Source organism: Flavobacterium artemisiae (assembly GCF_042678225.1).
GTDB classification, from domain to species: domain Bacteria; phylum Bacteroidota; class Bacteroidia; order Flavobacteriales; family Flavobacteriaceae; genus Flavobacterium; species Flavobacterium artemisiae.
The window spans coordinates 1,176,333-1,203,292 of the sequence record NZ_JBHUDZ010000012.1; the positions used below are offsets into that span (position 1 = coordinate 1,176,333).

Genomic DNA, 26,960 nt, shown 5'->3' on the forward strand with positions numbered 1-26,960 from the left:
AAAAAAAGAGGCTTTTAAAGCCTCTTTTTTGTTATTAGATTTTTTCTTTTCGTTCTTTCATCTTTTCCTTTTTCTCTTCCTGAAGTGTTTTCCACTTGGTATATTGATCTGGTTTTAAGATTGATTTCATTTTTGCGTCATTAGCAGTAACTTCATCTTCCATTTGTTTTTTAAAAGCCGCTTTTTCTTCTGCAGTAGGTTTTACATTGCTGTCTTTTCGGTCTTTTCGAGCTTCTTTAAATTTTTCTGCTTTAGCGCTTCTTTCTGCCAACAGCTGTTTTACCTGCGTTTGTTGATTGGCGTCTAAACTTAATTCAGAAGTTAATTTTTGCAATTTTTTTTCATTGCGTTGTTCAGGAGTTAATCGTTCTCTTTTTTCTTGTGCAAAACTTGCTATTCCAACAAATAACAAAGCAGCAATTAATAATTTTTTCATCTTAGTTTTTTTTAAAGTTTATATCAATTAGACTTTTGTAGATTTAATTGGTTTAATCGAAGCTAAATAATTATAAATTATTTAACAGTTTGAAAACGAATATCTTAAAACTAGATTCGTTGTTTTAAAAGTACGAAATATTTGCTTATTTTTAGATTATCAATCAGTTAGAACCAAGAAACAGAACTTATGAGTGCAATTAATTCTTTCGAAAGTCATAAGATAGCTTTTTTTTCTACACAGCCTTATGATCGAACTTTTTTTAATAAATACAACAAAGAGTTTAAGTTTAATCTTGATTTTTACGAAACGCAGTTAAATCCACAAACGGTGGTTTTAATCGAAAACGCTTCTATCGTTTGTGTTTTTGTAAATGACATTGTAAACGAACAGGTTATTAAGCAATTAGGAGAAAAAAATATCAAAATAATCGCTTTACGTTGTGCTGGTTTTAATAATGTCGATTTAGAAGCGGCAAAGAAATACGGAATCAAAGTCTGTCGTGTTCCGGCTTATTCACCACAAGCAGTTGCAGAACATGCGATGGCAATGATTTTAACTTTAAACCGAAAAACGCATAAAGCCTACAACAGAGTTCGGGAACAGAATTTTGCCTTGAACGGATTATTGGGGTTTGATTTATTTGGAAAGACAATCGGAATCATCGGAACTGGAAATATTGGTAAAGCTTTCGCTAAAATAGCTTTAGGGTTCGGTTGTAAAGTTCTGGCTTATGATATCGTTACGAACAATGAAATGATCAAAGATGGCGTTTCTTTTGTAGGTTTAGAAGAAATATTCAATTCAAGTGATATTATTTCGCTTCATTGTCCGCTGAATGATCAAACTAAACATGTCATCAATACAACCTCAATTTCGTTTATGAAAGAGAACGTCATGATTATCAATACGAGTCGTGGCGGACTAATAGAAACTTCATCAGTTATTGATGGTTTAAAAGAAGGAAAAATAGGTTATTTAGGAATTGATGTTTACGAACAGGAAGAAAAACTCTTTTTTAGAGATCTTTCAGAAGATATTATTCAGGATGATAATATTCAGCGTTTAATGAGTTTTCCGAATGTTTTGGTAACGGCGCATCAGGCATTTTTTACGAATGAAGCTTTAACTCAGATTGCATTAGTGACTTTTAATAATATAAAATCATTATTGGAAGAAAATGATATTGAAAATAAAGCAGCTCTTTTGGTTTAGAAAAAGCTTTCTCGAATATTTTTTGTAACTTAAATGGATGAAAAGGAATTAATGAAACTTAAATAACGAGTTATGAAATATTTACACCTAATTATAATAACAATTTTGGTTTTGTTTTCATGTCAAAATAAACAAAAAACAAAAGAAAATATTGTAAAAACAATTGCCCTTGATACTTTATCTAAAACGGTTGCAGGAACAGCAAATTTAAATTCTAAACCAGTAAAAGATATAGAAACGGTAAAAATGATTAGAGAGCAGCTTTTAGTCCTTTTAAAGAACGATTTGCCGTCATTGAAGAAAGAGGACCGTTTTTTCTTTTATGAAGCTTTTGATTTAAATAATGACAAAAAAGACGAATATTTCGTTGGTTTCTCAAACTCTTATTTCTGCGGAAGCGGAGGCTGTTCAGGCTTTATTTTGAATAACGACGGAAGTTTAATCAATAAATTTTCAGTAACTGATTTTCCAATTTTGATTGCTGCAACTTCAACGGAAAAATTTTATGATCTTTTAATGAAAAGCGATGGATTGTATCATTTAGTTAAAATGAAAAACGGAAAATATCCATCAAATCCTTCGGTAGAAGAAAAATGGAAAGGAGAAGTTCCAAAAGAAAGCAAAAAGGTTTTGGATATTTATGAGAAGAAAATGGAGAAATATTCATTTTAAATTAAATAATAAACCCGACAGGTTTTTAAAACCTGTCGGGTTTGAATATTAGTGAACTTTGGAATTTGAAATTTCCAAAATTGGAATTTTAAAGGAATTTAACCTACTAGTTCAACAAACTTAAACTCACCTTCAACAGCAACTTTAGTCAAACCGTGTTTAGATAAGTTTTTCATAGAAGCATCCCATTTTTTACCGCTTAAGTTTGCAGCAACTTTAAGTTGAGATAAATCCATTTTGTTTTCGTTTCCTTTTAAAAGAGTAACAATAACTTTCTCTTCTTCAGTCAATTCGATCTGAGCTTGTTTTTTCTCAGGACGCATTTGTGGGAACAATAAAACTTCTTGAATAGAAGCGTTATTTGTCAAATACATAATCAATCGATCCATTCCAATTCCCATTCCAGAAGTTGGAGGCATACCGTATTCTAAAGCTCTTAAGAAATCTTCGTCGATAATTCCGTTAGCTTCATCATCACCTTTTGCAGCCAAACGCATTTGGTCTTCAAAACGCTCTCTTTGGTCAATTGGGTCATTCAATTCAGAATACGCATTTGCGATTTCTTTTCCGCAAACCATTAATTCAAAACGCTCCGTCAAATCTGGATTATCGCGGTGCTCTTTACAAAGCGGCGACATTTCTTTAGGATAATCAGTAATGAAAGTTGGCTGAATATAATTTCCTTCACATTTTGCTCCAAAAATCTCATCAATCAGTTTTCCTTTACCCATTGTTTCGTCAACCTCGATTCCCATTCCACGTGCTGCTTCAAACAATTCTTGTTCTGTTTTTCCAGAAATATCAAAACCGGTAAAATGTTTGATAGAATCGGTCATTGTAACACGAGCGTAAGGCGCTTTAAAGTTGATTTTGTGCTCGCCAAAAGTAACTTCACTGGTTCCATTTACGGCAATCGCACAATGCTCTAATAAACCTTCAGCAAACTCCATCATCCAGTTGTAGTCTTTGTAAGCTACATATATTTCCATTGCAGTAAATTCAGGATTATGGGTTCTGTCCATTCCTTCGTTACGGAAGTTTCTAGAGAACTCATAAACACCTTCAAATCCACCAACAATTAATCTTTTTAAATACAATTCATTCGCAATACGCATGTAAAGCGGAATATCAAGCGAATTATGGTGCGTAATAAACGGACGTGCAGAAGCTCCACCAGGAATTGACTGTAAGACAGGAGTATCAACTTCCAAATATCCAGCATCGTTAAAATAACCACGCATCGCGCTGAATAACTTTGTACGTTTAATAAAAGTTTCTTTAACCTGCGGATTTACAGTTAAATCTACATAACGCATTCTGTAACGCAATTCAGCATCTTTAAAAGCATCGTGTACATTTCCATCGGTATCAACTCTAGGCAGTGGAAGCGGACGCAATGTTTTACTTAAGAAAGTAAAACCTTTTACACGAATACATTGTGCACCAACTTGAGTAGTAAACAATTCTCCTTCAATACCAATAAAATCTCCCAAATCGGTTAATTTTTTGAAAACAGTATTGTATAAGGTTTTATCGTCACCTTCACACAAAACATCACGAGTCACATACAATTGAATACGTCCTTCGCTGTCTTGTAACTCAGCAAAACAAGCTTTACCTTGATCTCGAACACTCATTAAACGTCCCGCAACGATAACCTTCTTGCCCTCTTCAAAAGTTTCCTTTATCTGCTTTGATGTATGATCTACAGGAAAAAGATTTGCTGGATAAGGGTTGATCCCTAAGTTGCGTAAGTTTTGAAGTTTTTCTCTTCTAATGATTTCTTGTTCTGATAATGCCATTTTGTGCTCTATTTTTTAAGTGTGCAAAGATAAAAAAAAGAATGTAGAATTTAGAATGCAGTTTTTAGATTTTTTGAAGCACCAATTTATTGTTTTTCAATCACCTTCAGTCCCGCTGTCCGCTTGTATCTTTTTCTGTCTAAAGAGGCCAGAAAAAGGATACCGCTCCCATCGGGGCTAGATTAGACGTTTTTGTTTTTAAAAGACTTTTAGGTTGGGGGTGTTAATTCCATTTTTATGCTTGTAAAGAAAAAATAAATTGTAAGAAATGAACTAAAAAAAATAATATATTAGCCTCTAAAAAACGTAGTGTCTTAAAAAATGAAATTTATATTCGCCTTTCTATCCCTAATCTTTTTCGTAAGTTGTCAAGTGACAGAAACCATCATTATAAATCGAGACGGAAGCGGTACTATAGAAGTAGAGCAGTTTAGATACGAAAATAGTTATATGCAATTGGCGGGAGAAGAATATTCTAAAGAAAATGTTTTTCAGGATACCACATATGTCTTCAAAGATTATATACATAAATACAATGAAAATTTTCTAAAATACAAACCAGACGAAAAGGAGTTGTTTCAAAAATATGCTGATGTCAAAGCTCATATAAAACGAAGTTCTTATGAAAAAGAATTTAGAACTGTTTTTTCTCTCCATTTTAATAAAGTTTCAGATATTCCTGATTTGTATAAAACAGAAGATTATGCGTCGGATATTCAGCACAATTATGCTTTAACGGCAGAAAATCATTATTTCAAAATAGCATATGATTTTGATGGTACAATTTTCAAACGTTCTGTTTCAATTATAAGTACAGCCGAACTTGAAAAAGCAAAAGACGATTCAGAGAAATTCCTAGCAAAATATGGTTCTTCAAATTTGATGCAGTCGTATATCTTAAAATATCATTTTCCAAGAAAAATAAAATCAGTTTCTAATGCACAAGCTTCTATCAGTGCAGATAAAAAATCACTTACCTTTCAATTCAAATTAGCAGATTGTTTGAAAAATCCTGAAGACACAAATTTAGAAGTGATTTTAGATAAGGATTAAGTTTAAAAGTTTTAAGATAAACTTACGTTCTCAGAACCTTAGTATCTCGGCACCTTAAAAATAAAAATAGTCTTCGTATCTTTGATGAAAATTATACAAAGATGAAATTATTCAAACTATTAAGTTTTTCTTTTTTATTAGCCTCGTTAACAAGCTGTACTTTTACTGAAAACATTACAATCAACGAAAACGGAACTGGAAAATTTTCTGTAGATATGGACGGTTCTGCTTTGATGGAAATGGCAGGCGATCAAATCGGAAACCAAATGGGAGCATCTGCCAAAAAAGACATCGATTCTACTTTTACTTTCAAACAAATTTTTGCAGATAAAAAAGATAGTATTGCGAAGTTGTCACCAGAAGCACAAAAAGAAATTAAAAAACTCGAAAACTTCGTTGTAACCACAAAAATGAGTTCAGAGAAAAAACAATTCCTTTTGACAATGGGAACCGATTTTAAAAATGTCAACGAGTTGCAAGATATTTTGCAAACAGCAAGTACTTTGCAAAAATTAGAAGGCGGTGCAAGTGCAAATCCGCTTGGAAGTGGCTTTGGAGATAATAGCAGTAAACTGAGTTATAAATACGATGGAAAGAAATTTATTCGTAAAGCAGTTATCGACCAGCAGAAATTGGCAGAGAAGAAAAAAGACTCAGGAGCTGATATGTCCAAAATGATGTGGGCTTCGTCTAATTATATAGTCAAATATCATTTTCCGAAAAAAATAAAGAAAGTTTCGAATCCGAATGCCTTATTCAGCGACGATCGAAAAACAATGACCCTACAATATACTTTTACGGATTATATGGAGAATCCAGACAAACTTAACTTTGAAGTTGAGTTTGAAAAATAATTGCAATGAACAAAAAAATTAAGCTCCAAGATTTAGGAAGCAAAGATTATAAAGAGACTTGGGATTATCAAGAAGAGCTTTTTAAAGACATAGTCGATTTAAAAATAAAAAACAGAAGAGAGGAACTTGAATTAGAAACGCCCAACTATCTTTTATTTGTAGAACATCCGCATGTATATACTTTAGGTAAAAGCGGTGATTTTGAAAATCTCCTGCTTAACGAAAAACAACTAGAGGCAAAAGGTGCGACATTTTATAAAATAAATAGAGGAGGAGATATTACTTATCATGGACCGGGACAAATTGTAGGTTATCCAATTCTTGATTTAGAAAATTTCTTTACCGATATCCATAAGTATTTACGATTTCTCGAAGAATCGATTATTCTCACATTAGATGAGTATGGTTTAAAATCTGGTCGAAGCGAAGGTGAAACAGGAGTTTGGCTGGACGTTGGAACTCCATTTGCTCGTAAAATATGCGCAATGGGGGTTCGTGCTTCAAGATGGGTTACTATGCATGGCTTTGCGTTGAATGTAAATGTCGATCTTGGATATTTTGACAATATCATTCCGTGTGGAATTCGCGGTAAAGGAGTTACTTCATTAAACGTAGAGCTTGGAGTAGAGAAAGTCGATGAAAATGAAGTAAAAACTAAAATATTAAAACATTTATCTAGATTATTAGAAGCAGAAATTTTGTAATTTAGAAAACATATATATAAATGAAAAGCTGAAAAGACTATTAATAGTTTTTTCAGCTTTTTGTTTTTTATTTCAATTAATAATTTATCCAAAAAAAGTAAAGTTGGGCTGAAATGTACTAATCACCGTCGTTTTTTGACGTTGCCAAACGCTAAAGTTTCGAAATTATTGTCTTTTTTTTGGTGTTTTTTTTCTGTAAAATATAGTTATCAGCTTTTTTTATAAAATTTATTCGTAAAATACTTAGTAAATTTTACAGCCAAATCATTGATTTAGTACCATAAATACTGTAAAAAAGAGCATTTTTGTTTAATTTTAGAGTGCTTTGAAAAAAAAAAGGCATTTTGATTTTTGAAATAGATTATATGTTGAATTCGTTGTGTTTTAATCTTTTATTTTGCGAATAATTTAATTTAAGTGCTTTATTTTGAAATTATGATAAATTGGATGCGGTGTTTTTGGATAGTAGATAATTTAAGGTATTTTTAAGTTAAAGCCCTGTTAATGCTTAGGATTGCGGTAAAACAAAAAAAGAGCTTGATTTTTACGAAATGTGTTTTTTTAATGATAAAAAATTACAATTTATTAATCAAGTGTTAAAGAGCTATTAAAGAATTACAACTTTTATATTGAAAAATGTTTGTTATTTTAAGAAATAATTAAGATGTTTGCGATCTACTAATTCAAAATAAATTAAAATGAAATTAAAATTTAAATGGATTTTTACGCTATTTATAGCGTTATCTATGCAGTTTTCTTTCGCTCAAGAGAGAACTGTAACTGGTACAGTGTCTGATAAGACAGGTGCTATTCCAGGAGTTAACGTTCTTGTTAAAGGAACAAAAACTTCGACTCATACTGATTTTGACGGTAGTTATTCAGTAAAAGCAAAAACAGGAGATGTTTTAGTTTTCTCATACGTTGGTATGACAAACAAACAAGTAACTGTTGGAACTTCAAATTCTATTAGTGTAGTATTAGAATCTGAAGCTCAATTAATGAACGAAGTAGTTGTAGTAGGTTACGGTGTTCAGAAAAGAAAAGAGGTTACAGGATCTATTTCTAAAATTGCTGGAAAAGAGATTGCTAACTTAGTTACTCCATCTTTCGAAGGTGTTTTAGCTGGTAGAGCAACTGGGGTTCAGGTTTTAACAAACACTGGTCTTATTGGAGCAGCTCCAAAAATTAGAATTAGAGGTGTAGGGTCAATCTCTGGAAGTACAGAGCCATTAATCGTAGTAGATGGTATTCCAATCTATTCTGGTGACATCGGAGGTGTTTCTTCAACAAACGGATTAGCTGATATTAATCCTGATGATATCGAATCTTTTGATGTATTAAAAGATGGTGCAGCGACGGCTATTTATGGTTCTAGAGCTGCAAATGGTGTAATCTTGATTACTACAAAAAGTGGTAAAAAAGGTACTCTAAAAGTAAGTTATTCAAGTGTTTTTGGTGTTGCTAGTGCAGCTAAAAAATATGATTTATTACAAACTCCTGATTTTATTACAATTTCTAACGAGAAAAGAGCGAATATCGGCGCTGCTCCTTGGGCAGTTGGAAATACTTTCAATACAGACTGGCAGTCTGCAGTTTTGAGAAATGCAGCTCAAATGACGCATAATCTTAACTTCAGCGGAGGTTCAGAAAAAACTAAATACTATTTGTCTTTAGGTCTTTCTGATATGGACGGTATCAACTTGGCTAATAGCATGAAAAAATATTCTATTAGAGCAAACATTGATCAAGATGTTAATAAATGGTTGAGTGTTGGAACAAACTTAGCGGTAAGTAGAACTGAATACAACGGTTTAAACAGTAATGCAAGTGGTCTATCTGGAAATATTTTCAATACAATCAGACAGTTGCCAAATACCCCTATCTATGATCCGGCAGATCCAACTGGATACAATCTTTCTGCTAATAATGCAAATGTTGGACAATGGGATAACAATGCTGTTGTTGGAGATAACATTACAAATATTATGTATATCTTGGATCATAACAAATACCAATCAACTACAACTAGAATTATTGCAAGTGCATTTGCTAATGCGAAAATTACTTCTGATTTAAGTTATAAATTACAAGTAAGTGCAGATAACGCTAGTACAGATGGTTTACAATATTGGAATCCAGTTCATGGTGATGGTCGTGGTTCTAATGGTATTTTATACCAAGATAATACAAATCTTATGAGATGGAACTGGCAAAATATTTTAAACTATAAACATACTTTTGCTGAAGACCATAATATTGGATTAACAGGTGTTGCGGAATACCAAAAGTCAAAAACTAAAATATTCTGGGGACAAGGAAGTGATCTTTTGAGTGATTTCTATGATGAAAATTTAGTGAATGGTACTTATGCTACTAAAGATTCTGGAGGTAGTGCAAGTGAAAAAGGAATTATTTCTTATTTAGGACGTTTTACATACAACTACAAAGAGAAATATTTTATTCAAGGGTCTATCAGACGTGATGGAATTTCTCAATTCGAAAATGATGTAAGATACCATAACTTCCCTGGGGTTTCTGCTGGTTGGACAGTTTCTAAAGAAAGCTTCATGGAAGGAATTAGTGATGTAGTTTCTGATTTCAAATTAAGAGGTTCTTATTCTGAAGTTGGTAACGTTGAGATATTGAACGGATCAGCTTATCCTTCAAAAGGACTTATGATTGGTTCTCCTTACGGTAACTTGAACGGTATTGGTTACTATCAATTTGGTAATGAAACCTTACAATGGGAAACTAGTAACAAAGTTGACTTTGGTGTAGATTTCGGTTTCTTCAATAACCGTTTGACTTTAGCATTTGATTACTATAAAAACGATATTGATGGGTTAGTTTTACAGGCTCCTGTTGCACCATCTTTAGGTATTCCAAATAACTTTATCAACTCAAACATTGGTAAAATGTATAACCAAGGTTATGAATTTGCTGTAAGCTTCAAAGCTATAAATACTGCAAACTTCTCTTGGGATGTTGCATCTAATTTAACGCTTACTAAAAACGTAGTAACAGGTATTGTTAACGGGCAAGATATTATTGGTGGTTCTTCTACGGATACAAATATTGCTCCAAATATTATCATCAGAGAAGGAGAATCTATTAACTCTTTATATGGATATAGATATTGGGGAGTTAACAAAGCAAATGGAAACCCAGTTTATTACAAAGCTGACGGAAGTTTAGTTCAAAGTGTTTTACCTGGGACAGGTTTAGCAGTTTTTGATCCTAATAATCCAACTGTAATTGGTGCTGCTGCAACATTAGGTAATGCTGATAAAGTAGTTTTAGGAAATACTCTTCCTACGTATTATGGTTCGTTTACATCTAATATGAAATACAAAAATTTTGATTTAGGTTTCATGTTTAGATTTAGTGGAGGAAATAAAATTTTCAACTCTACGAGAAGAGAATTATTGAATACAAACTTTAACAATAACGGAACAGAGGTTTTAGGAAGATGGCAAAGTGTTGATAATCCTGGAGACGGATGGACACCAAGATTATATGCTGGAACTAACTCTTCTACAAACCTGACAGGAGCTGCTACTTCTCGTTTCGTTGAAAAAGGTGATTTTATTTCACTTGATAATATCAGCTTAGGTTATACATTGCCAAAATCTCTTATGGAAAAAATTGGAGTTGATAACTTTAGAGTTTTTGTTCAAGGACAAAACATCTGGTTAATATCAGATTATAAAGGTCTTAACCCTGAAATGGAAACTTCTGGAGTAGATATTAATGGTACTCCGCGTTCTAAAGTAGTATCAATGGGAATAAATGTAAGTTTATAATAAAAACATATGAAAAATTTAATTAAAACAATCATACTTTCTGTAGCTGTACTCGGGATGAGCTCATGTACAGAGGAAAAGGTATTGGATTTAAAACCAATAAACAATATTTTGGATACTGATGCTTTTACTACTCCAGCATACATCGCAGCTTATATGAACGGTGTTTATAATGCTGCTGCAGTTGGACAATATAATGCAGTTCCAACAAGCCCAAACGGAGGTAGAGGTTATATTTGGGGTGCTGCCTTTGTTGAACAAGGTGAAGCCAGAGGAGAAGATGTTGTAAACATGGCGACTTTTTATGAGTTTACTTATAGAGCAACTTATGATGCGACAACTGCTAACAACGTTTACTACTGGATAGATGGTTACAGATTAATCAACAGATGTAATCTTATGATTGAAGGTACAAACGAAGCAGTTGCTAAAGGTATTATTACTAAAGCAGTTGGAGATGATTATATTGGACAAGCTAAATTTTTAAGAGCAATCACGCATTTTGAATTACTTAACTATTTTGCTAGACCATATAACTTTACTGCTGGTGCAACGCATCCTGGTTTACCTTACAGAGAAGTTGGTATTAATACATCAGCAGAATTAGCAACTGAAGCTGGGAAACCTAGAAATACTGTTGCTGAAGTTTATAATAAAGTTATCGCAGACTTAAATGATGCTGAAGCTTTGATTACTACTGGAAGTGGTACTGCTCTTTCTGGAAAAGTTGTTGGAAAAGCTTCTAAATGGGCTGCAATTGCTTTTAAAACTAGAGTTTATTTACAAAAAAGAGATTGGGCAAATGTGCTTGTTGAAGGTGCTAAATTAAACGGTGCTTTTGCATTAACTACAGATCCTTATGCTCCATTTGTTAGTACGGCTACTACTGCTCCAAGTAATACTGAGTCTATTTTTTCTATTCAACATTCTGCAGTATCTAACCCTACTGTAAATGGTGCTTTGGCTCCAATATTAAAAGATAGAGCTTTGGTTTGTATCAGTCCAATTCTTTGGAGAGATCCACAATGGTTAGCTGATGATAAACGCAGAGAAGATGGAAAATTTATCTATACAGCAGCTGGAATTAAATATACTAACAAGTATTATGATGTGACTAACAGAACAGATGCTGCTCCAGTTATCAGATATGCTGAGGTTGTATTAAACATGGCAGAAGCTCAAGCTCGTTTATCTGTTGCGAATTTACCTGCAGCATTAACTTTGTTAAACTCTGTAAGAAATAGATCTCTTGCTTCTCCAGGTACTCAGGCTTATACTGCTGCTTCATTTACTACACAAGCTAGTATGGTTGCTGCTATTTTGAAAGAAAGAAGAATTGAGTTCTTGCAAGAAGGACGCAGATGGTCTGATATCCATAGATTACAAGGGGACGATTTAGCTCCAATTGATGGAATTCCTGCAAAAGTTGCTAACGCTACACCTGCTGTTGATGCATTCGTATTAGGTAATAGTTATGTTATTGCTACTCCTATTGCTGCAATCCCTGGAAGTGACCGTAGATTTTTATGGCCATTACCACAGTTAGAAATGAATACTAACCCAGGTTTAGGACAAAATACTGGTTGGTAATAAAATAAAAATTTTGATTTATTTAAACCCTCAATCATTTGATTGAGGGTTTTTTGTTTTTTTATGGAATTAAAAAAAAAGAAGGAAAAGTTATAAATCCAAAAAATCAAGTTTTAACTGCTCAGGCAGTAATCTAAAGCTCATGCGATGGTATTTTGTAGTGCCGTATTTTTTTATCGCTTCTCTATGTTCTACTGTTGGGTAACCTTTATTTTTCTTCCAATTATACATCGGAAACTCTTCGTGAATCATATCCATGTATTCATCACGATAAGTTTTAGCTAGAATAGACGCAGCGGCAATGCTCAAAAACTTAGAATCTCCTTTTATAATACTTTGATGTGGAATCGATTTTAAGATATCTATTTCTTCTAAAGAAAATTGTTTTCCAAAATGGCTTTTTAAACCTAGTTTAGAATTCAGCGATCTATTTCCATCTACAATAATGAATTCGGGAGTATGGCTTAATTTTAAAATGCATTCCTGCATTCCTTTCATAGAAGCGTTAAGAATATTTATTTCGTCAATTTCATCTGGATAAAGATGTGTAACGGCATGTGTTAGTGCTTGTTCTTCTATAATTGGTTTTAATAAAAATCTTGTTTTCTCAGATAATTGTTTACTATCATTGAGGAATTCATGTGTAAAATCATGAGGAAGAATTACTGCGGCGGCAGTCACAGGACCTGCGAGACATCCACGTCCAGCCTCGTCTGTTCCTGATTCTAAAACAAAACCTGAAAAATTTGATAATAGCATTTTAGTGTTTTTTTGAATGACAAATATCCCATTTATTTTACAAATTATTCAAATGAATATTATTAAGGATTATGTTATGTATTTTTAACTTGTTTTATGACGGTTTTTTTTCCTAATTTTTGATAATAAATTTTTCTAATAACTGTTTAAATAAAGAAACTAACGCGTTGATCAAAAGTTAAATTTTACGACTTTAGTTGTTTTTAATTAGCTTGTTTGATTTGCCTAATAATTAGGTATTGAAAAAAAAGTTAATACTTACAGATACTTTTTTATTTATATGCGATTATCTTTTACCTTTGCTCTACAAATTTTATCGAAATAATTATATATAAAGCCATCAAATGAGAATATTCATTTTTCTATATCTTTTAGTTGTACCAACTTTATTGTTTTCGCAAGAAAAAAACACATCTAAGAATAATTTAGATATGAATACAAAATATTCCAGTATAACGGATACTGTTAAAAAGAAAAAAGCCAAGATTGCAACAATCGATCAATATCAAATAATTACATTGGAGCATGATACTACATACGTAGATACATCATTAACTTTAAAAAGTGCTTACAAGCAAAACCATCTCAGAAAAGATACCTTTGGACTTTTGCCGTTTTCAAATATTGGACAGACTTACAACACCCTCCAATATAGTTTGACGAGTTTTTCGCCTTATCCAGAAATTGGCTTTAGAGGTAAACATTTTAATTATATGGAAGCCGATGAAATTCGGTACTATTCGGCAGCAACTCCGTTAACAGAATTATTTTTTAATACTACTATTAATAAAGGACAAAATGTAGATTCTTTTATCACTTTGAACGTGTCAAAAAATCTTAATTTTTCGATTGCTTACAAAGGATTGAGATCTGAGGGAGATTATATTAATCAGTTGGTAAGTGCTGGAAATTTTAGATTTACAACCAGTTATGCAACGACAAATAAAAGATATGCAATTAATGCACATTATACCTATCAAGACATTTTGAATGAGGAAAATGGTGGTATAACAACGCCCGAAGATTTTGAGAGTGATAATAAAGATTATAAAAATAGACAAAGATTGCAGGTATTTTTGACAGATGCAGAGTCTTTTTTAAAAGGCAGAAGGTTGTTTTTCGATCATGCCTTCAGGGTAAATCCTAGAAATGCTTCTAATAATCTTTATGTAACTCATCAATTGAATTACGAGAATAAATTTTTTGAGTACAAACAGCCAACTGTTACGTCTACAGTAGATAATGTTCAAGTGCAGCGTTTTGGAGATTCTTATGTAACAAGCGGTATAAATGACCAGACTAAATTTGAGAAATTATACAATAGAGTTGGACTTGCTTATGAAAATTCATTGTTAGGGAAATTTAATTTTTTTATAGACGATTACAGATCAAATTATGAATACAATCGTGTAATTGTTTATCCAGATCATATTATTCCAAATCATTTGTATTTACAGATAAACAATTTTGGTGCACAATACGAATATCAAAAAAATAAATGGAATGGACGATTTTTATATTCTCGATCAATCACAAATCAATCGCTTTCAGATTTAGATGCTAAATTAAGATACAATCTAAACGACAAGATTAAATTCGATTTTAGATATCGTAACATTAATAAACTGCCGAACAATAATTACAATTTATACCAAAGCAGCTGGGTAGAATATAATTGGTCGAAAAGTTTTAAAAACGAAAAAATTAATTCACTAAGTGCGGAGATATTAACTCCTTGGGTAAACTTACAGGCACAGTATAGCGTTTTAAAAGATCATTTATATTTTAGAGACAAATCAACAGCAACTCAAAAAGATAGTTTAATTCAAATTATTGAGCCGGCACAATACGGAAACGTAATTAATTATTTAGAAATAAAAGCGAACAAAGAATTTAAATTTGGAAAATTTGCATTAGACAATACACTTTTATATCAAAAAGTAGATCAGTCGGATTTAATATTAAACGTTCCAGATTTTGTTACTAGGAACACATTATATTATTCAACTTATTTTTTCAAGAAAGCATTATACATTCAAACCGGATTTACTTTTAATTACTTTACAAAATATTACGGAGATAACTACAATCCTGTTATAGCAGAATTTTTTGTGCAGACCGATAAGAAAATTGGAGGTTATACAAACTTAGATTTCTTTGTAAATGCGAGAATTCGTCAGACTCGATTCTATTTAAAAGCAGAACATTTTAACGCGGCTTTTTCGCAGAGTAATTATTATTCTGCTCCTAGTAATCCGTATCGTGACTTTGTAATTCGATTTGGTTTGGTTTGGAATTTCTTCCAATAAAACCGATAATACTTTTAAACCAAATTCAAAATTTAAATAAAAATGGACTTTTCAAAAAATATTTTAGAAACAATTGGGAATACACCTTTGGTAAAACTCAATAAAATTGTTGCAGAAATTGATGCGCTGGTATTGGCAAAAGTCGAAACTTTTAATCCGGGGAATTCTGTAAAAGACAGAATGGCTGTAAAAATGATTGAAGATGCAGAGGCTGATGGAAGATTAAAACCTGGGGGAACAATTATAGAAGGAACTTCTGGAAATACAGGAATGGGCTTGGCTTTGGTTGCTATTATTAAAGGATACAAATTAATATGTGTGATCTCAGACAAACAGTCTAAAGAAAAAATGGATATTCTTCGTGCTGTTGGAGCTAAAGTTGTAGTCTGCCCGACAGATGTAGAACCGACAGATCCGAGATCTTATTATTCTGTTTCTAAACGTTTAGCAGAAGAAACACCAAATTCTTGGTATGTTAACCAATATGATAATTTGTCGAATTCATTGGCACATTATGAACAAACTGGCCCAGAAATCTGGAAACAGACAGACGGAAAAATTACCCATTTCGTTGTTGGAGTTGGAACTGGAGGAACAATCTCTGGTGTTGGAAAATATCTAAAAGAAAAAAATCCGAACATAAAAATTTGGGGAATTGATACTTATGGTTCCGTTTTTAAAAAATATCATGAAACAGGTATTTTTGATGAAAACGAAATCTACTCTTACATTACTGAAGGAATTGGAGAAGATATTTTACCAAAAAATGTTGATTTCTCGCTTATTGATGGTTTTACTAAAGTAACTGATAAAGACGCAGCCGTATACACTAGAAAGATAGCTTTGGAAGAAGCAATTTTTGTTGGAAATTCTGCTGGTGCATGTATTAAAGGATTATTACAGTTAAAAGAACATTTTAAACCGGATGATGTAGTTGTGGTACTTTTTCACGATTCGGGAAGCCGATATGTTGGAAAAATGTTTAACGACGACTGGATGCGTGAACGTGGATTTTTAGAAGAAAACGTAACAAAAGCAGAAGATGTTATTAAAGACCATATTGATAAAGAATTAATTGTGGTAAGAACTGAAGAGTTGGTTTCGCATGCTATTGAAAGAATGAGAAAATACAAAATCTCACAGATTCCAGTTGTTGACATTAATGGCTTTGTTGGTTCTGTTGACGAAACTGATTTATTTAGAAGTTATGTTGCGGATAAAAATGTGGCCGAGAAACCAATTAAAGAAGTAATGGGGAAACCTTTTCCAATTGTGAAATTAGGAACGCCAATAGAAGAAGTCTCTAAACTTTTTACAAAAGAAAATGATGCTGTGTTGGTTGATTTGCAAAACGGACATCATCATATAATTACTAAATATGATATCATTGGATCGATAAAATAACGATTCAAAATAGATTCTTACTAAACCATAATTGTTCTTCATTAAAGTTCATTTATGGTTTTTTTTATGTCTAATTTTAATTTAGTATTGATTTTTTAATTGTATAAAATCATTTTCATTAAAATAAAAATTGTAGGATTTTATTTAAATTATTTTGTATTTTTATTTTTTTAAAAGTATAAAAGCCTACAGCAATGAGAGAAGATTTTATTCATTATCTCTGGAGATTTAAAAAATTTGATACAACAAATTTAAGAACAACTCAGAACGAACAAATAGTTATTATAAAAACTGGAGATTATTTAGAGCTATCGGGACCAGATTTTTTTAATGCACAAATGATAATTGGTGAACAAAAATGGGCAGGAAATGTTGAGATTCACAGTAGAGCTTCAGATTGGTATAGTCATTTTCATGAAAATGATAAAGCTTACGAAAATGTAATTCTACATGTAGTTTGGGAAAATGATTCGACTATATTTCGAATGAATAATACAGAGATACCGGTTTTAGTATTAAAAGATTACGTTTCAGAAGAGATTATTGCGTCGTATAATTCTTTGTATGAAACCAAATCTTGGATTTTCTGCGAAAAAGAACTTTCTCAGATAGATGATTTTATTTTTAAAAACTGGCAGGAAAGATTATTTTTTGAACGATTAGTAAGAAAGTCACAATTTGTCAATGAGCTTCTTTTAGATTTAAATAATGATTGGGAAGCGGTTCTTTTCTGCCTGTTGGCTAAGAATTTTGGTTTAAATACAAATGGAAATTCTTTTTTGCAAATCGCTAAGGCAATTCCTTTTTCTGTGATAAGAAAAGAAAGTTTTGAGATTGAAAATCTGGAAGCTTTATTATTAGGCACAGCAGGTTTATTAGAAAAGGACTATGAAGATGTTTACTGTATTGATTTAAAAATCCGCTACTATTATTTGATAGATAAATATAAGATTTCACAATCACATGTTGATGCGGTTGAATTCTTTAAGCATCGACCGGACAATTTTCCAACTATTAGACTTTCTCAATTAGCAAATTTATATCACTCGCAGCAGAATCTATTTTCTAAGATGATTCGTTTAAACTCTGCTCAATCGGTTTATGATTTAATTAAAATCTCGGCGAGTTCTTATTGGCAGACACATTATCAATTTGATAAAGAGAGTTCTTTTAAATCAAAGTTTTTGTCCAAATCTTTTTTAGATTTAATCATTATCAATACGATAATTCCGATACAATTTGCTTATTCGAATAGGATTGGAGAATCTATTTCCGAAAATTTAATTTCATTTATGATGGGAGTTGGTTCAGAAAAAAATGCCATTTTGGATAAATTTGAATCTTTTGGCATTTCATCAGAAAATGCTTTTGAATCACAATCTCTCCTAGAACTTAAGAATGAATATTGTAATAAAAAAAGCTGTTTGAAGTGTGCAATTGGAATGAATTTACTCAAAGGATAAAGTTTGCTTGAGATTTTGTATTTTTGTTCCAAACTCGAAAAAACTTAATAATGTCAGCAATCTTAAGATTAAAATTCTTTTTTGAAAAATACGGTTTTCATGTATCATCTAGATTAGCAGATAAGCTTGGTATGCGTGTAACAAGCGTGCGGTTGTTCTTTATTTATATTTCTTTTGTAACTGCCGGCTTAGGATTTGGAGTATATCTAACTTTAGCATTTTGGATAAGACTTAAAGATTTAGTCAGATCAAAAAGAACCTCTGTCTTTGATTTATAAAAAAAATGCTCCAAAATAAATTGGAGCATTTTTTTTATAAAATAGTATTTTTTATTCGTCGATTCTGTTATTAAGTTTAGATCTCTTTTTACTGTATCCAAAATAAACAAGAATACCAATAGCAAGCCATCCTAGCGACAATAATTGAGCATCGATACTCAAGTTAATAATAAGGTAAGTATTAATTGCAATTCCTAATACAGCAATAACAGGAAGTGCAGGAACTTTAAATGTTCTGTTTAATCCAGGTTGTTTTACTCTTAAGATCCAAACAGCGATACAAACCATTGTAAAAGCAAATAAAGTTCCAAAACTTGTCATATCTGCTAATTTGTTAATAGGTGTAAAAGCAGCAACTGTGGCAATAATTGCTCCCAAGATCATTAAGTTTGTTTTTGGAGTTCCAGAAACAGGATTTACTTTAGAGAAAACAGGAGGAATTAATCCGTCTTTAGACATTCCTAAGAAAATTCTAGATTGTCCCATAATCATTACCATTAATACAGAAACCAAACCAATAGTAGCAGCTACAGTAATGATAGATCCTGCCCATCCTTGTCCAGCAATATCAAAAGCGTAAGCTACAGGAGCTTTGATCGCTTCAGGATATTTTCCTAGCGGGTTAAAATCTTGATAATTCATCATTCCTGTCAATACCAAAGAAACAAGAATATATAAACTTGTACAGATTAATAATGAAGCAATAATAGCAAAAGGAACATCTTTTTTCGGGTTGATTGCTTCTCCAGCTTGAGTAGAAACAGCATCAAAACCAACATATGCAAAGAAAATAGCTGCAGCTCCAGAGATAATACCTCCGATTCCGTAAGCATTATGAGTAGTTTCTTTTTCAATGATCTGAGTAGCGTCTGGGATAAATGGAGACCAGTTTGCTGTATTAATGAAGAAAAGTCCAGCTACAATTACGAAGATTACAGCAGAAACTTTAAGAATTACGATAGCGTTATTAGCTTTTGCAGCACTTTTTGTTCCTTTAATAAGTAATGAAATAACTAAAAGAACAATTAAAAATGCTGGAAGATTCATAGAAAAACCTTCTCCAGTATAACTTGCAGGATCGGTTGTAAGCCAATCAGGGAGATGAACACCAAATATTTTGAGTAATTTATTGAAGTAACCAGACCAAGAAACGGCGACAGTCATAGATCCCATTGCATATTCGAGAATAAGTCCCCAGCCAATTATCCAAGCAAAAATTTCTCCAATTGTACCATAAGCATAAGCATAAGCAGATCCTTCAACAGGTAAGATTGAAGCAAATTCAGAATAACAAAGCGCTGCAAATACACAGGCAATACCTGCAATAATGAACGAAATTGCTAATGCTGGACCAGCGTGATAATATGCTCCAGTTCCGGTAAGTACAAAAATTCCACCACCGATAATGGCACCAACTCCGATCGCAGTAAGGCTCCATTTTCCTAAAACCCTCTTTAAATCACTTTTCTTCATATCGGCTTCAAAAGCAGATATTGGTTTAACTCTCATTATTGACATACTATAATATTGGTTTATTGTTATTAAGCTCCAAATGTATCGTTTTTTATAAAAAATAAAAACAAATATTTATTTTTAAGTTATAAAACATTGAAAAAAAATATAAGACCCTCAGTAAATTTTCTTTAAGTACTGAATATCATTAAATTAATTATACTTTCTTAATGGATTAAATAATTTTCAAAATAGCACGTATTTTTAATATAATTCTTAATAAATTTAGCGTTTTTTAGTTATTCATAAGTATTTAATAAAATTTTGATCTTTGACAATGAATTTTAATTCGATAAAACGTTATTTTCTTTTTACAAAACAGCAGCAAACCGGAATTTTTATTCTTTTTATAATAATTATTGTATTGCAGTTTTTTTATTTTTTTTCCGATTTTAAAATACAACCCCAAAAAAGTGTAGAAGAGACAAAATGGATGGCTCTGCAAACTGAAATTGATGTTCTGAAATCACAAAAAAGTGAAGAAGTTAAAAAGATCTATTTGTTTAATCCTAATTATATAACAGACTATAAAGGTTATAAACTGGGGATGTCAACCCAGGAAATAGATCGCCTTTTGGCTTTTAGAAAAGAAAACAAATTTATTAACTCTGCAGAAGATTTTCAAAGGGTTACTAAAATTTCAGATTCTCTTTTAGCAGTTATTTCACCGCTGTTTAAATTTCCTGATTGGGTTAAAAATGAAAAATTTAATAAGGGGAAAGAAAAACCAAATTATACTCTTGCTAAAAAAGAGAAAATTACAATTCTGAATATTAATGAAGCAACTCAGGAAGACTTAATAAAAATATACGGAATTGGAGAAGGGCTTTCGAAGAGGATATTAAAACAAAAAGAAGCTTTAGGTTGTTTTGTTTCTATGGAACAATTAAATGATGTTTGGGGACTTTCTCCAGAAGTTGTAGAAGAGTTAAATGCTCATTTTAAAGTGATTGCTACAGAAAACATCAAAAAAATTAATGTCAATGAGGCTTCTTTAAAAGAACTAATGCAGTTTCCTTATTTCAATTATGGATTGGCTAAACAAATTATTACTACCCGAAGTATGGAAGGAAATTTCTCCAATATTGAAGAATTAATAAAAATTAAAGGTTTTCCTGTTGAAAAAGCAAAAATAATTAGTTTATATTTGAAGTTATAAAAAAAGCATATGAATTTTGATTATAATGAAACGCAGTCAATGATTGCAGAATCTATCAAAGATTTTGCTGAAAAAAATATCAGGCCTTATATAATGGAATGGGATGAAAGCCAAATTTTTCCAATTTCTCTGTTTAAACAATTAGGAGAAATGGGATATATGGGGGTTTTAGTACCAGAAGAATATGGAGGATCTGGATTAGGATATCATGAATATATTACAGTAATTGAAGAAATTTCGAAAGTAGATCCCTCAATCGGATTATCTGTCGCAGCTCATAATTCTTTGTGTACAAACCATATCTTAACTTTTGGAAATGAAGAGCAAAAGAAAAAATGGCTTCCTAAATTAGCGACGGCAGAGTATATTGGTGCTTGGGGTTTGACAGAGCATAATACAGGATCAGATGCAGGAGGTATGAATACTACCGCCGTTAAAGATGGAGATCATTGGATTGTAAATGGGGCAAAAAATTTTATAACCCATGCAATTTCGGGAGATATTGCAGTTGTAATTGTTCGTACGGGAGAAAAAGGTGATTCTAAAGGAATGACAGCTTTTGTTTTTGAAAAAGGAATGAAAGGTTTTTCGGCTGGAAAAAAAGAAAATAAATTAGGGATGCGTGCAAGTGAAACCGCAGAATTGGTTTTTGATAATTGCCGAGTTCCAGATGCTAATAGATTAGGAGAAGTTGGTCAAGGATTTGTTCAGGCAATGAAAATACTGGATGGAGGTCGTATATCAATTGGAGCTTTGTCTTTAGGAATAGCAAAAGGTGCGTATAATGCGGCATTGAAATATTCTAAAGAAAGACATCAGTTTGGGCAGCCAATAAGTAATTTTCAAGGTATTTCGTTTAAATTAGCAGATATGGCAACTGAAATTGAAGCTTCAGAATTGCTTTTGCACAAGGCAGCCTATTTAAAGCAACAACATAAGCCTGTAACTACTTCTGGTGCTATGGCAAAAATGTATGCGTCAGAAGCTTGTGTGAAAATTGCAAATGAAGCAGTTCAAATACATGGAGGTTATGGTTATACAAAAGATTATCCTGTGGAGAAATTTTACAGAGATTCTAAGCTTTGTACTATAGGAGAAGGAACAACAGAAATTCAAAAGTTAGTTATTTCCAGAAATTTATTAAAAGAATAAAAATATTTAAGGCTGGTTTTTCACTGCAATCTTTCACAAATACACCAAGTGCCTTTTGTAGATGAAAAATAATTCGTGATTTATAATTGCTAATTGATAATTAATTTTTACATTTGCAGCCTTAACGAGAGGAGGTGTCTATATTATGTTAATTATACCAATTAAAGACGGAGAAAATATCGATAGAGCATTAAAGCGCTATAAAAGAAAATTTGATAAAACAGGAACTGTTCGTCAATTAAGAGCACGTACTGCTTTTATTAAGCCTTCTGTTATCAAAAGAGCTCAAATTCAAAAAGCGGCTTACATTCAAGGCTTGAAAGATAGTTTAGAAAGTTAGTATACGGCTTTTTTAAAATAATTACCGTTAGTGATCAAAATGTTTTAATTTTGATGCTAACGGTTTTTTTTGTGCTTAAATTTTAAAGAAAAAATGAAAACGAATAAAGAAGCATTTAATGATTATCTCTTGTTAGAGAAAAAATATTCGACACATACTGCGGAAGCGTATTTGGGTGATGTTTTGTCTTTTGAGGTTTTTAATAAAGCTAATTTTGGGCAGGAAGATATTGAAGGTGTGAATTACAGTCAAATAAGGAGCTGGATTGTAGATTTGGTAGATCTAGGTATGTCTAATGTTTCGGTAAATAGGAAAATGGCATCTTTGAAAGCGTTTTATAAATTTCTTTTGAAATCTAAGCAGATTCAGGTTAATCCTATGCTTAAGCATAAATCCTTAAAAACACCAAAAATAGTTCAGATACCTTTTTCGGAAAAAGAATTGAAAGATTTGTTGGTTCAGATAGATGCGCCTTTGGGTTTTGAGGAAGTTCGAGATAAGCTTATTGTTGAAATGTTTTATATGACGGGAATGCGTCGCGCAGAGTTGATAGGTTTGATGATTAAGAATGTTGATGTGTATTCGAATGTTGTAAAGGTTTTGGGTAAGAGGAATAAAGAGCGTATAATTCCGATTCTGCCTATTGTTGCAGATCAGCTTGATTCTTATATGAAAGAAAGAGAAGCTTTGGATGAGATTGTAGATTTGGATTATTTTTTTCTTTCCAAAAAAGGGTTAAAATTGAGTGAATCCTTTGTTTATCGACTAATAAATTCATACTTTAGTAGGGTCTCAGAAAAGGTAAAAAAAAGCCCGCATGTGCTTCGGCATACTTTTGCAACTCACCTTTTAAATAATGGGGCAGATTTGAATTCGGTTAAAGAATTATTAGGGCATTCGAGTTTGGCATCGACGCAAGTTTATACTCATAATAGTTTGGCGGAACTTAAAAAGGTGTATAAGGATGCGCATCCGAGAAATAAGTAATAATTCGAAAATGTTAAATCCTAAAATTTGTATTATGAAGGTAGATGTTCATGCGGTTAACTTTACTGTTGACAGAAAATTGGTCGATTTTATTCAAGAGAGAATGAGTAAATTAGAGAAATACTATGATCGTGTAGTGTCGTCTGATGTTTTTTTAAAAGTTGAAAGAACAAGTGATAAGGAAAATAAGATGGTGGAGATAAAGATTAATGTTCCTGGAGACGATTTTTTGGTAAAGAAACAGTGTAAAACTTTTGAAGAAGCAGTTGAGCTTTCGGCAGAATCTTTAGAACGTTTGCTTGTGAAAAGGAAAGAAAAAATAAGAGCGCATATTTAATTGAAATTTTTTTCAAAAAATGTTTTGATTAAAAGATAAAATAGCTACATTTGCAGTCCGTTAGAAATAGCGGACTTTTTTAATGCATTCGCCGATGTAGCTCAGCTGGCTAGAGCAGCTGATTTGTAATCAGCAGGTCGTGGGTTCGAGTCCCTCTATCGGCTCAGAAAATTTCAAATGCGATTTGAAATTTGGTTCTTTAAAATATTGGAATTTTGAAAATTAGGGGAGATACTCAAGCGGCCAACGAGGGCAGACTGTAAATCTGCTGTGTGAACTTCGCAGGTTCGAATCCTGCTCTCCCCACAAAATTTGATTTCAGATTGAAATGATTTTAGATTTTAGATTTGTTTTAATCTAAAATCAGAAATCTAAAATCAAAAATCAGAACTCTCTGCCGGTGTAGCTCAGGGGTAGAGTGCTTCCTTGGTAAGGAAGAGGTCTCGGGTTCAAATCCCGACATTGGCTCAAGTAAGTAGGAAATTGAAAATTAATATATAACTAAGATTAAAAATTAAGTAAAATGGCAAAGGAGAATTTTAATCGTTCCAAACCGCACTTAAACATAGGTACAATTGGACACGTAGATCACGGAAAAACTACATTAACTGCTGCAATTACAAAAGTATTGTCAGATGCTGGTTACTGTCAAGCAAAATCGTTTGATCAAATCGATAACGCTCCAGAGGAGAAAGAAAGAGGTATTACTATTAATACATCACACGTAGAGTATGAAACTGCTAACCGTCACTACGCTCACGTTGACTGTCCAGGTCACGCGGATTACGTAAAGAACATGGTTACTGGTGCTGCTCAAATGGACGGTGCTATCTTAGTAGTTGCTGCTACAGATGGTCCAATGCCGCAAACTCGTGAGCACATCCTTTTAGGTCGTCAGGTTGGTATTCCAAGAATCGTTGTTTTCATGAACAAAGTGGATATGGTTGATGATGCTGAGTTATTAGAGCTTGTTGAAATGGAAATTAGAGATTTATTATCTTTCTACGAATATGATGGAGATAATGGTCCTGTTGTTCAAGGTTCTGCTTTAGGTGGATTAAACAATGATCCAAACTGGGTTCCTAAAATTATTGAATTAATGGAAGCTGTTGATGCTTGGATCGAAGAGCCAGTGCGTGACGTAGCTAAACCATTCTTGATGCCAGTTGAGGACGTATTTACAATTACAGGTCGTGGAACTGTTGCTACAGGTCGTATCGAAACTGGAGTTGCTAACACTGGAGATCCTGTTGAAATCATTGGTATGGGAGCTGATAAATTAACTTCTACTATTACAGGAGTTGAGATGTTCCGTAAAATCCTTGATAGAGGTGAAGCTGGAGATAACGTAGGTTTGTTGTTAAGAGGTATTGATAAAGCTGATATCAAAAGAGGTATGGTTATTATTAAGCCAGGTTCAGTAAAACCACACGCTACTTTCAAAGCAGAGGTTTATATCTTGAAAAAAGAAGAAGGTGGACGTCACACTCCATTCCACAATAACTACCGTCCACAGTTCTACGTACGTACAACTGACGTAACAGGAGTTATTACTTTACCAGAAGGAGTAGAAATGGTAATGCCAGGAGATAACTTGACAATCAATGTTGCTTTATTAAGCCCAATCGCAATGAGCGTTGGTTTACGTTTCGCTATCCGTGAAGGTGGTAGAACTGTAGGAGCAGGTCAGGTGACTGAAATCGTAGGATAATCCTATAAAAATTATAAAAAGCCAGTTGATTTTCTTAATCGAAATCACTGGCTTTTAATTACGGGCGTAGTTCAAGGGTAGAATAGCGGTCTCCAAAACCGTTGATGGGGGTTCGAATCCCTCCGCCCGTGCAATAAAAAAATATATCAAATGACAAAAGTTACTAATTATTTATCAGAGGCTTTCGAAGAGTTAAAGTCGAATGTTACTTGGCCTGCTTGGGCTGAAGTTCAGAAATTGACAATTGTTGTAGCTGTATTTTCTGTTCTGTTTGCTCTAGCAACATGGGGAGTAGACGAATTATTTGCAAAAGCTTTGGCTGGATTTTTTAACTGGTTAAAAGGATAATTTTTTTGTGATGGCAGATAATAATGTGAAAAAATGGTATGTAGTAAGAGCTGTTAGTGGTCAAGAAAATAAAGTGAAAGCTTATATTGAGACTGAGATAGCTAGGCTGGGTATGAGTGATTATGTTTCTCAGGTTTTAGTTCCTACTGAAAAAGTAGTAACTGTAAAAGAAGGGAAAAAATTATCTAAGGATAAAGTTTACTTTCCTGGGTATGTAATGATTGAAGCGAACCTAGTTGGAGAGATTCCTCATATTATTAAGTCAATTACGAGTGTTATTGGTTTTTTAGGAGAAACTAAAGGAGGAGAGCCTGTTCCTTTAAGGCTTGCAGAGGTTAATCGTATGTTAGGTAAGGTTGATGAGCTTACTGTAAATACGGATACTCGCTCTATTCCGTTTACTGTTGGAGAAACTGTCAAAGTAATTGATGGTCCTTTCAATGGATTTAATGGATCGGTTGAAAAAATCAATGAAGAGAAGCGTAAACTTGAAGTTATGGTTAAGATTTTCGGTAGAAAAACACCATTAGAGTTAAGTTTTATGCAAGTTGAAAAAGTATAATTTTTTGTTACATATATAATAACCATTGTAATCGCTTCCATTGATTACAGTGTTAAATTTTTTAAAAATGGCTAAAGAAATTAGTAAGGTAGTTAAACTACAAGTTAAGGGAGGTGCTGCGAATCCGTCGCCACCGGTTGGACCTGCTTTAGGAGCTGCTGGGGTAAACATCATGGAGTTCTGTAAGCAATTTAATGCTAGAACTCAGGATAAACCTGGCAAAATTTGTCCAGTGCAAATCACTGTGTACAAAGACAAATCATTCGATTTTGTTGTTAAGACTCCTCCAGCAGCAGTTCAGTTAATGGAAGCTGCAAAGCTAAAATCTGGTTCTGGTGAGCCTAATCGTAAAAAAGTAGCTAGTGTTACTTGGGAACAAATTAGAACTATTGCTGAAGACAAAATGCCAGACTTAAATGCTTTTACAATTGAAAAAGCTATGAGTATGGTTGCTGGAACGGCTAGATCTATGGGTATAACTGTATCAGGAGATGCTCCTTTTTAATTAAG

At 32.6% G+C, this 26,960-nt stretch carries 24 protein-coding genes and 4 tRNA genes; 24 read left to right on the plus strand and 4 right to left on the minus strand.

The genetic code is table 11. From position 1 onward, the window contains the following. Positions 1–34: 34 nt before the first annotated feature. Positions 35–436, minus strand: a complete 402-nt coding sequence (locus tag ACFSC2_RS15860; RefSeq protein ID WP_379814402.1) for a hypothetical protein — start codon at positions 434–436, stop codon at positions 35–37. Between the two features lie 189 nt (positions 437–625). On the opposite strand from ACFSC2_RS15860, the gene ACFSC2_RS15865 reads away from it, so the two are divergent. Then, the gene (locus ACFSC2_RS15865; protein WP_379814401.1) at positions 626–1,651 is read left to right on the plus strand and encodes a 2-hydroxyacid dehydrogenase; all 1,026 of its coding nucleotides are present in this window, start codon (positions 626–628) and stop codon (positions 1,649–1,651) included. A 72-nt stretch (positions 1,652–1,723) separates the two neighbouring features. After that, positions 1,724–2,323 carry a hypothetical protein gene (locus ACFSC2_RS15870; RefSeq protein ID WP_379814400.1) on the plus strand — a complete coding sequence of 200 codons (600 nt, stop codon included), beginning with the start codon at positions 1,724–1,726 and terminating at the stop codon, positions 2,321–2,323. Positions 2,324–2,421: 98 nt separating this feature from the next. On the opposite strand, the gene lysS is transcribed toward ACFSC2_RS15870, so the two are convergent. Continuing rightward, positions 2,422–4,125 (minus strand): lysine--tRNA ligase, encoded by a 1,704-nt coding sequence (lysS, locus tag ACFSC2_RS15875; protein WP_379814399.1) that lies wholly within the window; start codon positions 4,123–4,125, stop codon positions 2,422–2,424. A gap of 321 nt (positions 4,126–4,446) precedes the next feature. Here lysS and ACFSC2_RS15880 point away from each other — a divergent pair, with 321 nt between their 5' ends. From ACFSC2_RS15880 to ACFSC2_RS15900, 5 genes are all read left to right on the plus strand, one after another. After that, a complete protein-coding gene (locus ACFSC2_RS15880; protein ID WP_379814398.1) occupies positions 4,447–5,178 on the plus strand; it encodes a hypothetical protein in 732 nt (243 codons plus the stop codon). Between the two features lie 101 nt (positions 5,179–5,279). Beyond that, positions 5,280–6,032, plus strand: coding sequence for a hypothetical protein (locus ACFSC2_RS15885; RefSeq protein WP_379814397.1), 753 nt, complete (start codon positions 5,280–5,282; stop codon positions 6,030–6,032). 5 nt (positions 6,033–6,037) lie between these two features. Continuing rightward, complete coding sequence (gene lipB / locus ACFSC2_RS15890; protein ID WP_379814395.1) at positions 6,038–6,736, plus strand: lipoyl(octanoyl) transferase LipB; 699 nt, start codon at positions 6,038–6,040, stop codon at positions 6,734–6,736. A gap of 698 nt (positions 6,737–7,434) precedes the next feature. Next, positions 7,435–10,539, plus strand: coding sequence for a SusC/RagA family TonB-linked outer membrane protein (locus tag ACFSC2_RS15895; protein WP_379814394.1), 3,105 nt, complete (start codon positions 7,435–7,437; stop codon positions 10,537–10,539). 9 nt (positions 10,540–10,548) lie between these two features. Beyond that, positions 10,549–12,129, plus strand: a complete 1,581-nt coding sequence (locus tag ACFSC2_RS15900) for a RagB/SusD family nutrient uptake outer membrane protein (protein ID WP_379814393.1) — start codon at positions 10,549–10,551, stop codon at positions 12,127–12,129. Positions 12,130–12,219: 90 nt separating this feature from the next. Here ACFSC2_RS15900 and ACFSC2_RS15905 read toward each other — a convergent pair whose 3' ends face one another. Next, a complete protein-coding gene (locus ACFSC2_RS15905; RefSeq protein ID WP_379814392.1) occupies positions 12,220–12,888 on the minus strand; it encodes a ribonuclease HII in 669 nt (222 codons plus the stop codon). Positions 12,889–13,232: 344 nt separating this feature from the next. On the opposite strand from ACFSC2_RS15905, the gene ACFSC2_RS15910 reads away from it, so the two are divergent. The 4 genes from ACFSC2_RS15910 (at position 13,233) to ACFSC2_RS15925 (ending at position 18,342) form a co-directional block, all read left to right on the plus strand. Continuing rightward, entirely contained in the window at positions 13,233–15,197 is a 1,965-nt protein-coding gene (locus ACFSC2_RS15910) for a putative porin (RefSeq protein ID WP_379814391.1), read from the plus strand. A gap of 42 nt (positions 15,198–15,239) precedes the next feature. Beyond that, on the plus strand, positions 15,240–16,601 hold the full coding sequence (locus tag ACFSC2_RS15915; protein ID WP_379814390.1) for a pyridoxal-phosphate dependent enzyme: 1,362 nt from the start codon (positions 15,240–15,242) through the stop codon (positions 16,599–16,601). Between the two features lie 194 nt (positions 16,602–16,795). Continuing rightward, entirely contained in the window at positions 16,796–18,064 is a 1,269-nt protein-coding gene (locus ACFSC2_RS15920; RefSeq protein ID WP_379814389.1) for a DUF2851 family protein, read from the plus strand. Between the two features lie 50 nt (positions 18,065–18,114). Then, on the plus strand, positions 18,115–18,342 hold the full coding sequence (locus tag ACFSC2_RS15925) for a PspC domain-containing protein (protein WP_379814388.1): 228 nt from the start codon (positions 18,115–18,117) through the stop codon (positions 18,340–18,342). Positions 18,343–18,393: 51 nt separating this feature from the next. Here the strand turns inward: ACFSC2_RS15925 and ACFSC2_RS15930 are convergent, their stop codons facing one another. Next, positions 18,394–19,860: an APC family permease gene (locus tag ACFSC2_RS15930; protein WP_379814387.1), complete on the minus strand. Its 1,467-nt coding sequence runs from the start codon at positions 19,858–19,860 to the stop codon at positions 18,394–18,396. A 427-nt stretch (positions 19,861–20,287) separates the two neighbouring features. Between ACFSC2_RS15930 and ACFSC2_RS15935 the strand changes: the two genes are divergently transcribed. From ACFSC2_RS15935 to rplK, 13 genes are all read left to right on the plus strand, one after another. Further along, a complete protein-coding gene (locus ACFSC2_RS15935; RefSeq protein ID WP_379814386.1) occupies positions 20,288–21,013 on the plus strand; it encodes a ComEA family DNA-binding protein in 726 nt (241 codons plus the stop codon). A gap of 9 nt (positions 21,014–21,022) precedes the next feature. Further along, positions 21,023–22,165: an acyl-CoA dehydrogenase family protein gene (locus tag ACFSC2_RS15940; RefSeq protein ID WP_379814385.1), complete on the plus strand. Its 1,143-nt coding sequence runs from the start codon at positions 21,023–21,025 to the stop codon at positions 22,163–22,165. Positions 22,166–22,310: 145 nt separating this feature from the next. Further along, positions 22,311–22,505 carry a 30S ribosomal protein S21 gene (gene rpsU, locus ACFSC2_RS15945; protein ID WP_026730435.1) on the plus strand — a complete coding sequence of 65 codons (195 nt, stop codon included), beginning with the start codon at positions 22,311–22,313 and terminating at the stop codon, positions 22,503–22,505. 93 nt (positions 22,506–22,598) lie between these two features. Continuing rightward, on the plus strand, positions 22,599–23,492 hold the full coding sequence (locus ACFSC2_RS15950) for a tyrosine-type recombinase/integrase (RefSeq protein ID WP_379814384.1): 894 nt from the start codon (positions 22,599–22,601) through the stop codon (positions 23,490–23,492). Between the two features lie 34 nt (positions 23,493–23,526). Further along, positions 23,527–23,829 carry a ribosome hibernation-promoting factor, HPF/YfiA family gene (gene hpf / locus ACFSC2_RS15955; protein WP_379814382.1) on the plus strand — a complete coding sequence of 101 codons (303 nt, stop codon included), beginning with the start codon at positions 23,527–23,529 and terminating at the stop codon, positions 23,827–23,829. A gap of 90 nt (positions 23,830–23,919) precedes the next feature. Next, positions 23,920–23,993, plus strand: a tRNA-Thr gene (locus ACFSC2_RS15960). A gap of 61 nt (positions 23,994–24,054) precedes the next feature. Beyond that, positions 24,055–24,135 (plus strand) — tRNA-Tyr (locus ACFSC2_RS15965). Positions 24,136–24,225: 90 nt separating this feature from the next. Next, positions 24,226–24,297: transfer RNA gene (locus ACFSC2_RS15970), tRNA-Thr, on the plus strand. Between the two features lie 55 nt (positions 24,298–24,352). After that, positions 24,353–25,540 (plus strand): elongation factor Tu, encoded by a 1,188-nt coding sequence (tuf, locus tag ACFSC2_RS15975; protein ID WP_379814381.1) that lies wholly within the window; start codon positions 24,353–24,355, stop codon positions 25,538–25,540. A gap of 60 nt (positions 25,541–25,600) precedes the next feature. Further along, a tRNA-Trp gene (locus tag ACFSC2_RS15980) sits at positions 25,601–25,671 on the plus strand. Positions 25,672–25,690: 19 nt separating this feature from the next. Then, positions 25,691–25,888, plus strand: a complete 198-nt coding sequence (gene secE, locus ACFSC2_RS15985) for a preprotein translocase subunit SecE (RefSeq protein WP_379814380.1) — start codon at positions 25,691–25,693, stop codon at positions 25,886–25,888. Between the two features lie 10 nt (positions 25,889–25,898). Next, complete coding sequence (gene nusG, locus ACFSC2_RS15990; RefSeq protein ID WP_379814379.1) at positions 25,899–26,450, plus strand: transcription termination/antitermination protein NusG; 552 nt, start codon at positions 25,899–25,901, stop codon at positions 26,448–26,450. Between the two features lie 67 nt (positions 26,451–26,517). After that, on the plus strand, positions 26,518–26,955 hold the full coding sequence (gene rplK / locus ACFSC2_RS15995) for a 50S ribosomal protein L11 (RefSeq protein ID WP_008466923.1): 438 nt from the start codon (positions 26,518–26,520) through the stop codon (positions 26,953–26,955). Positions 26,956–26,960 lie beyond the last annotated feature (5 nt).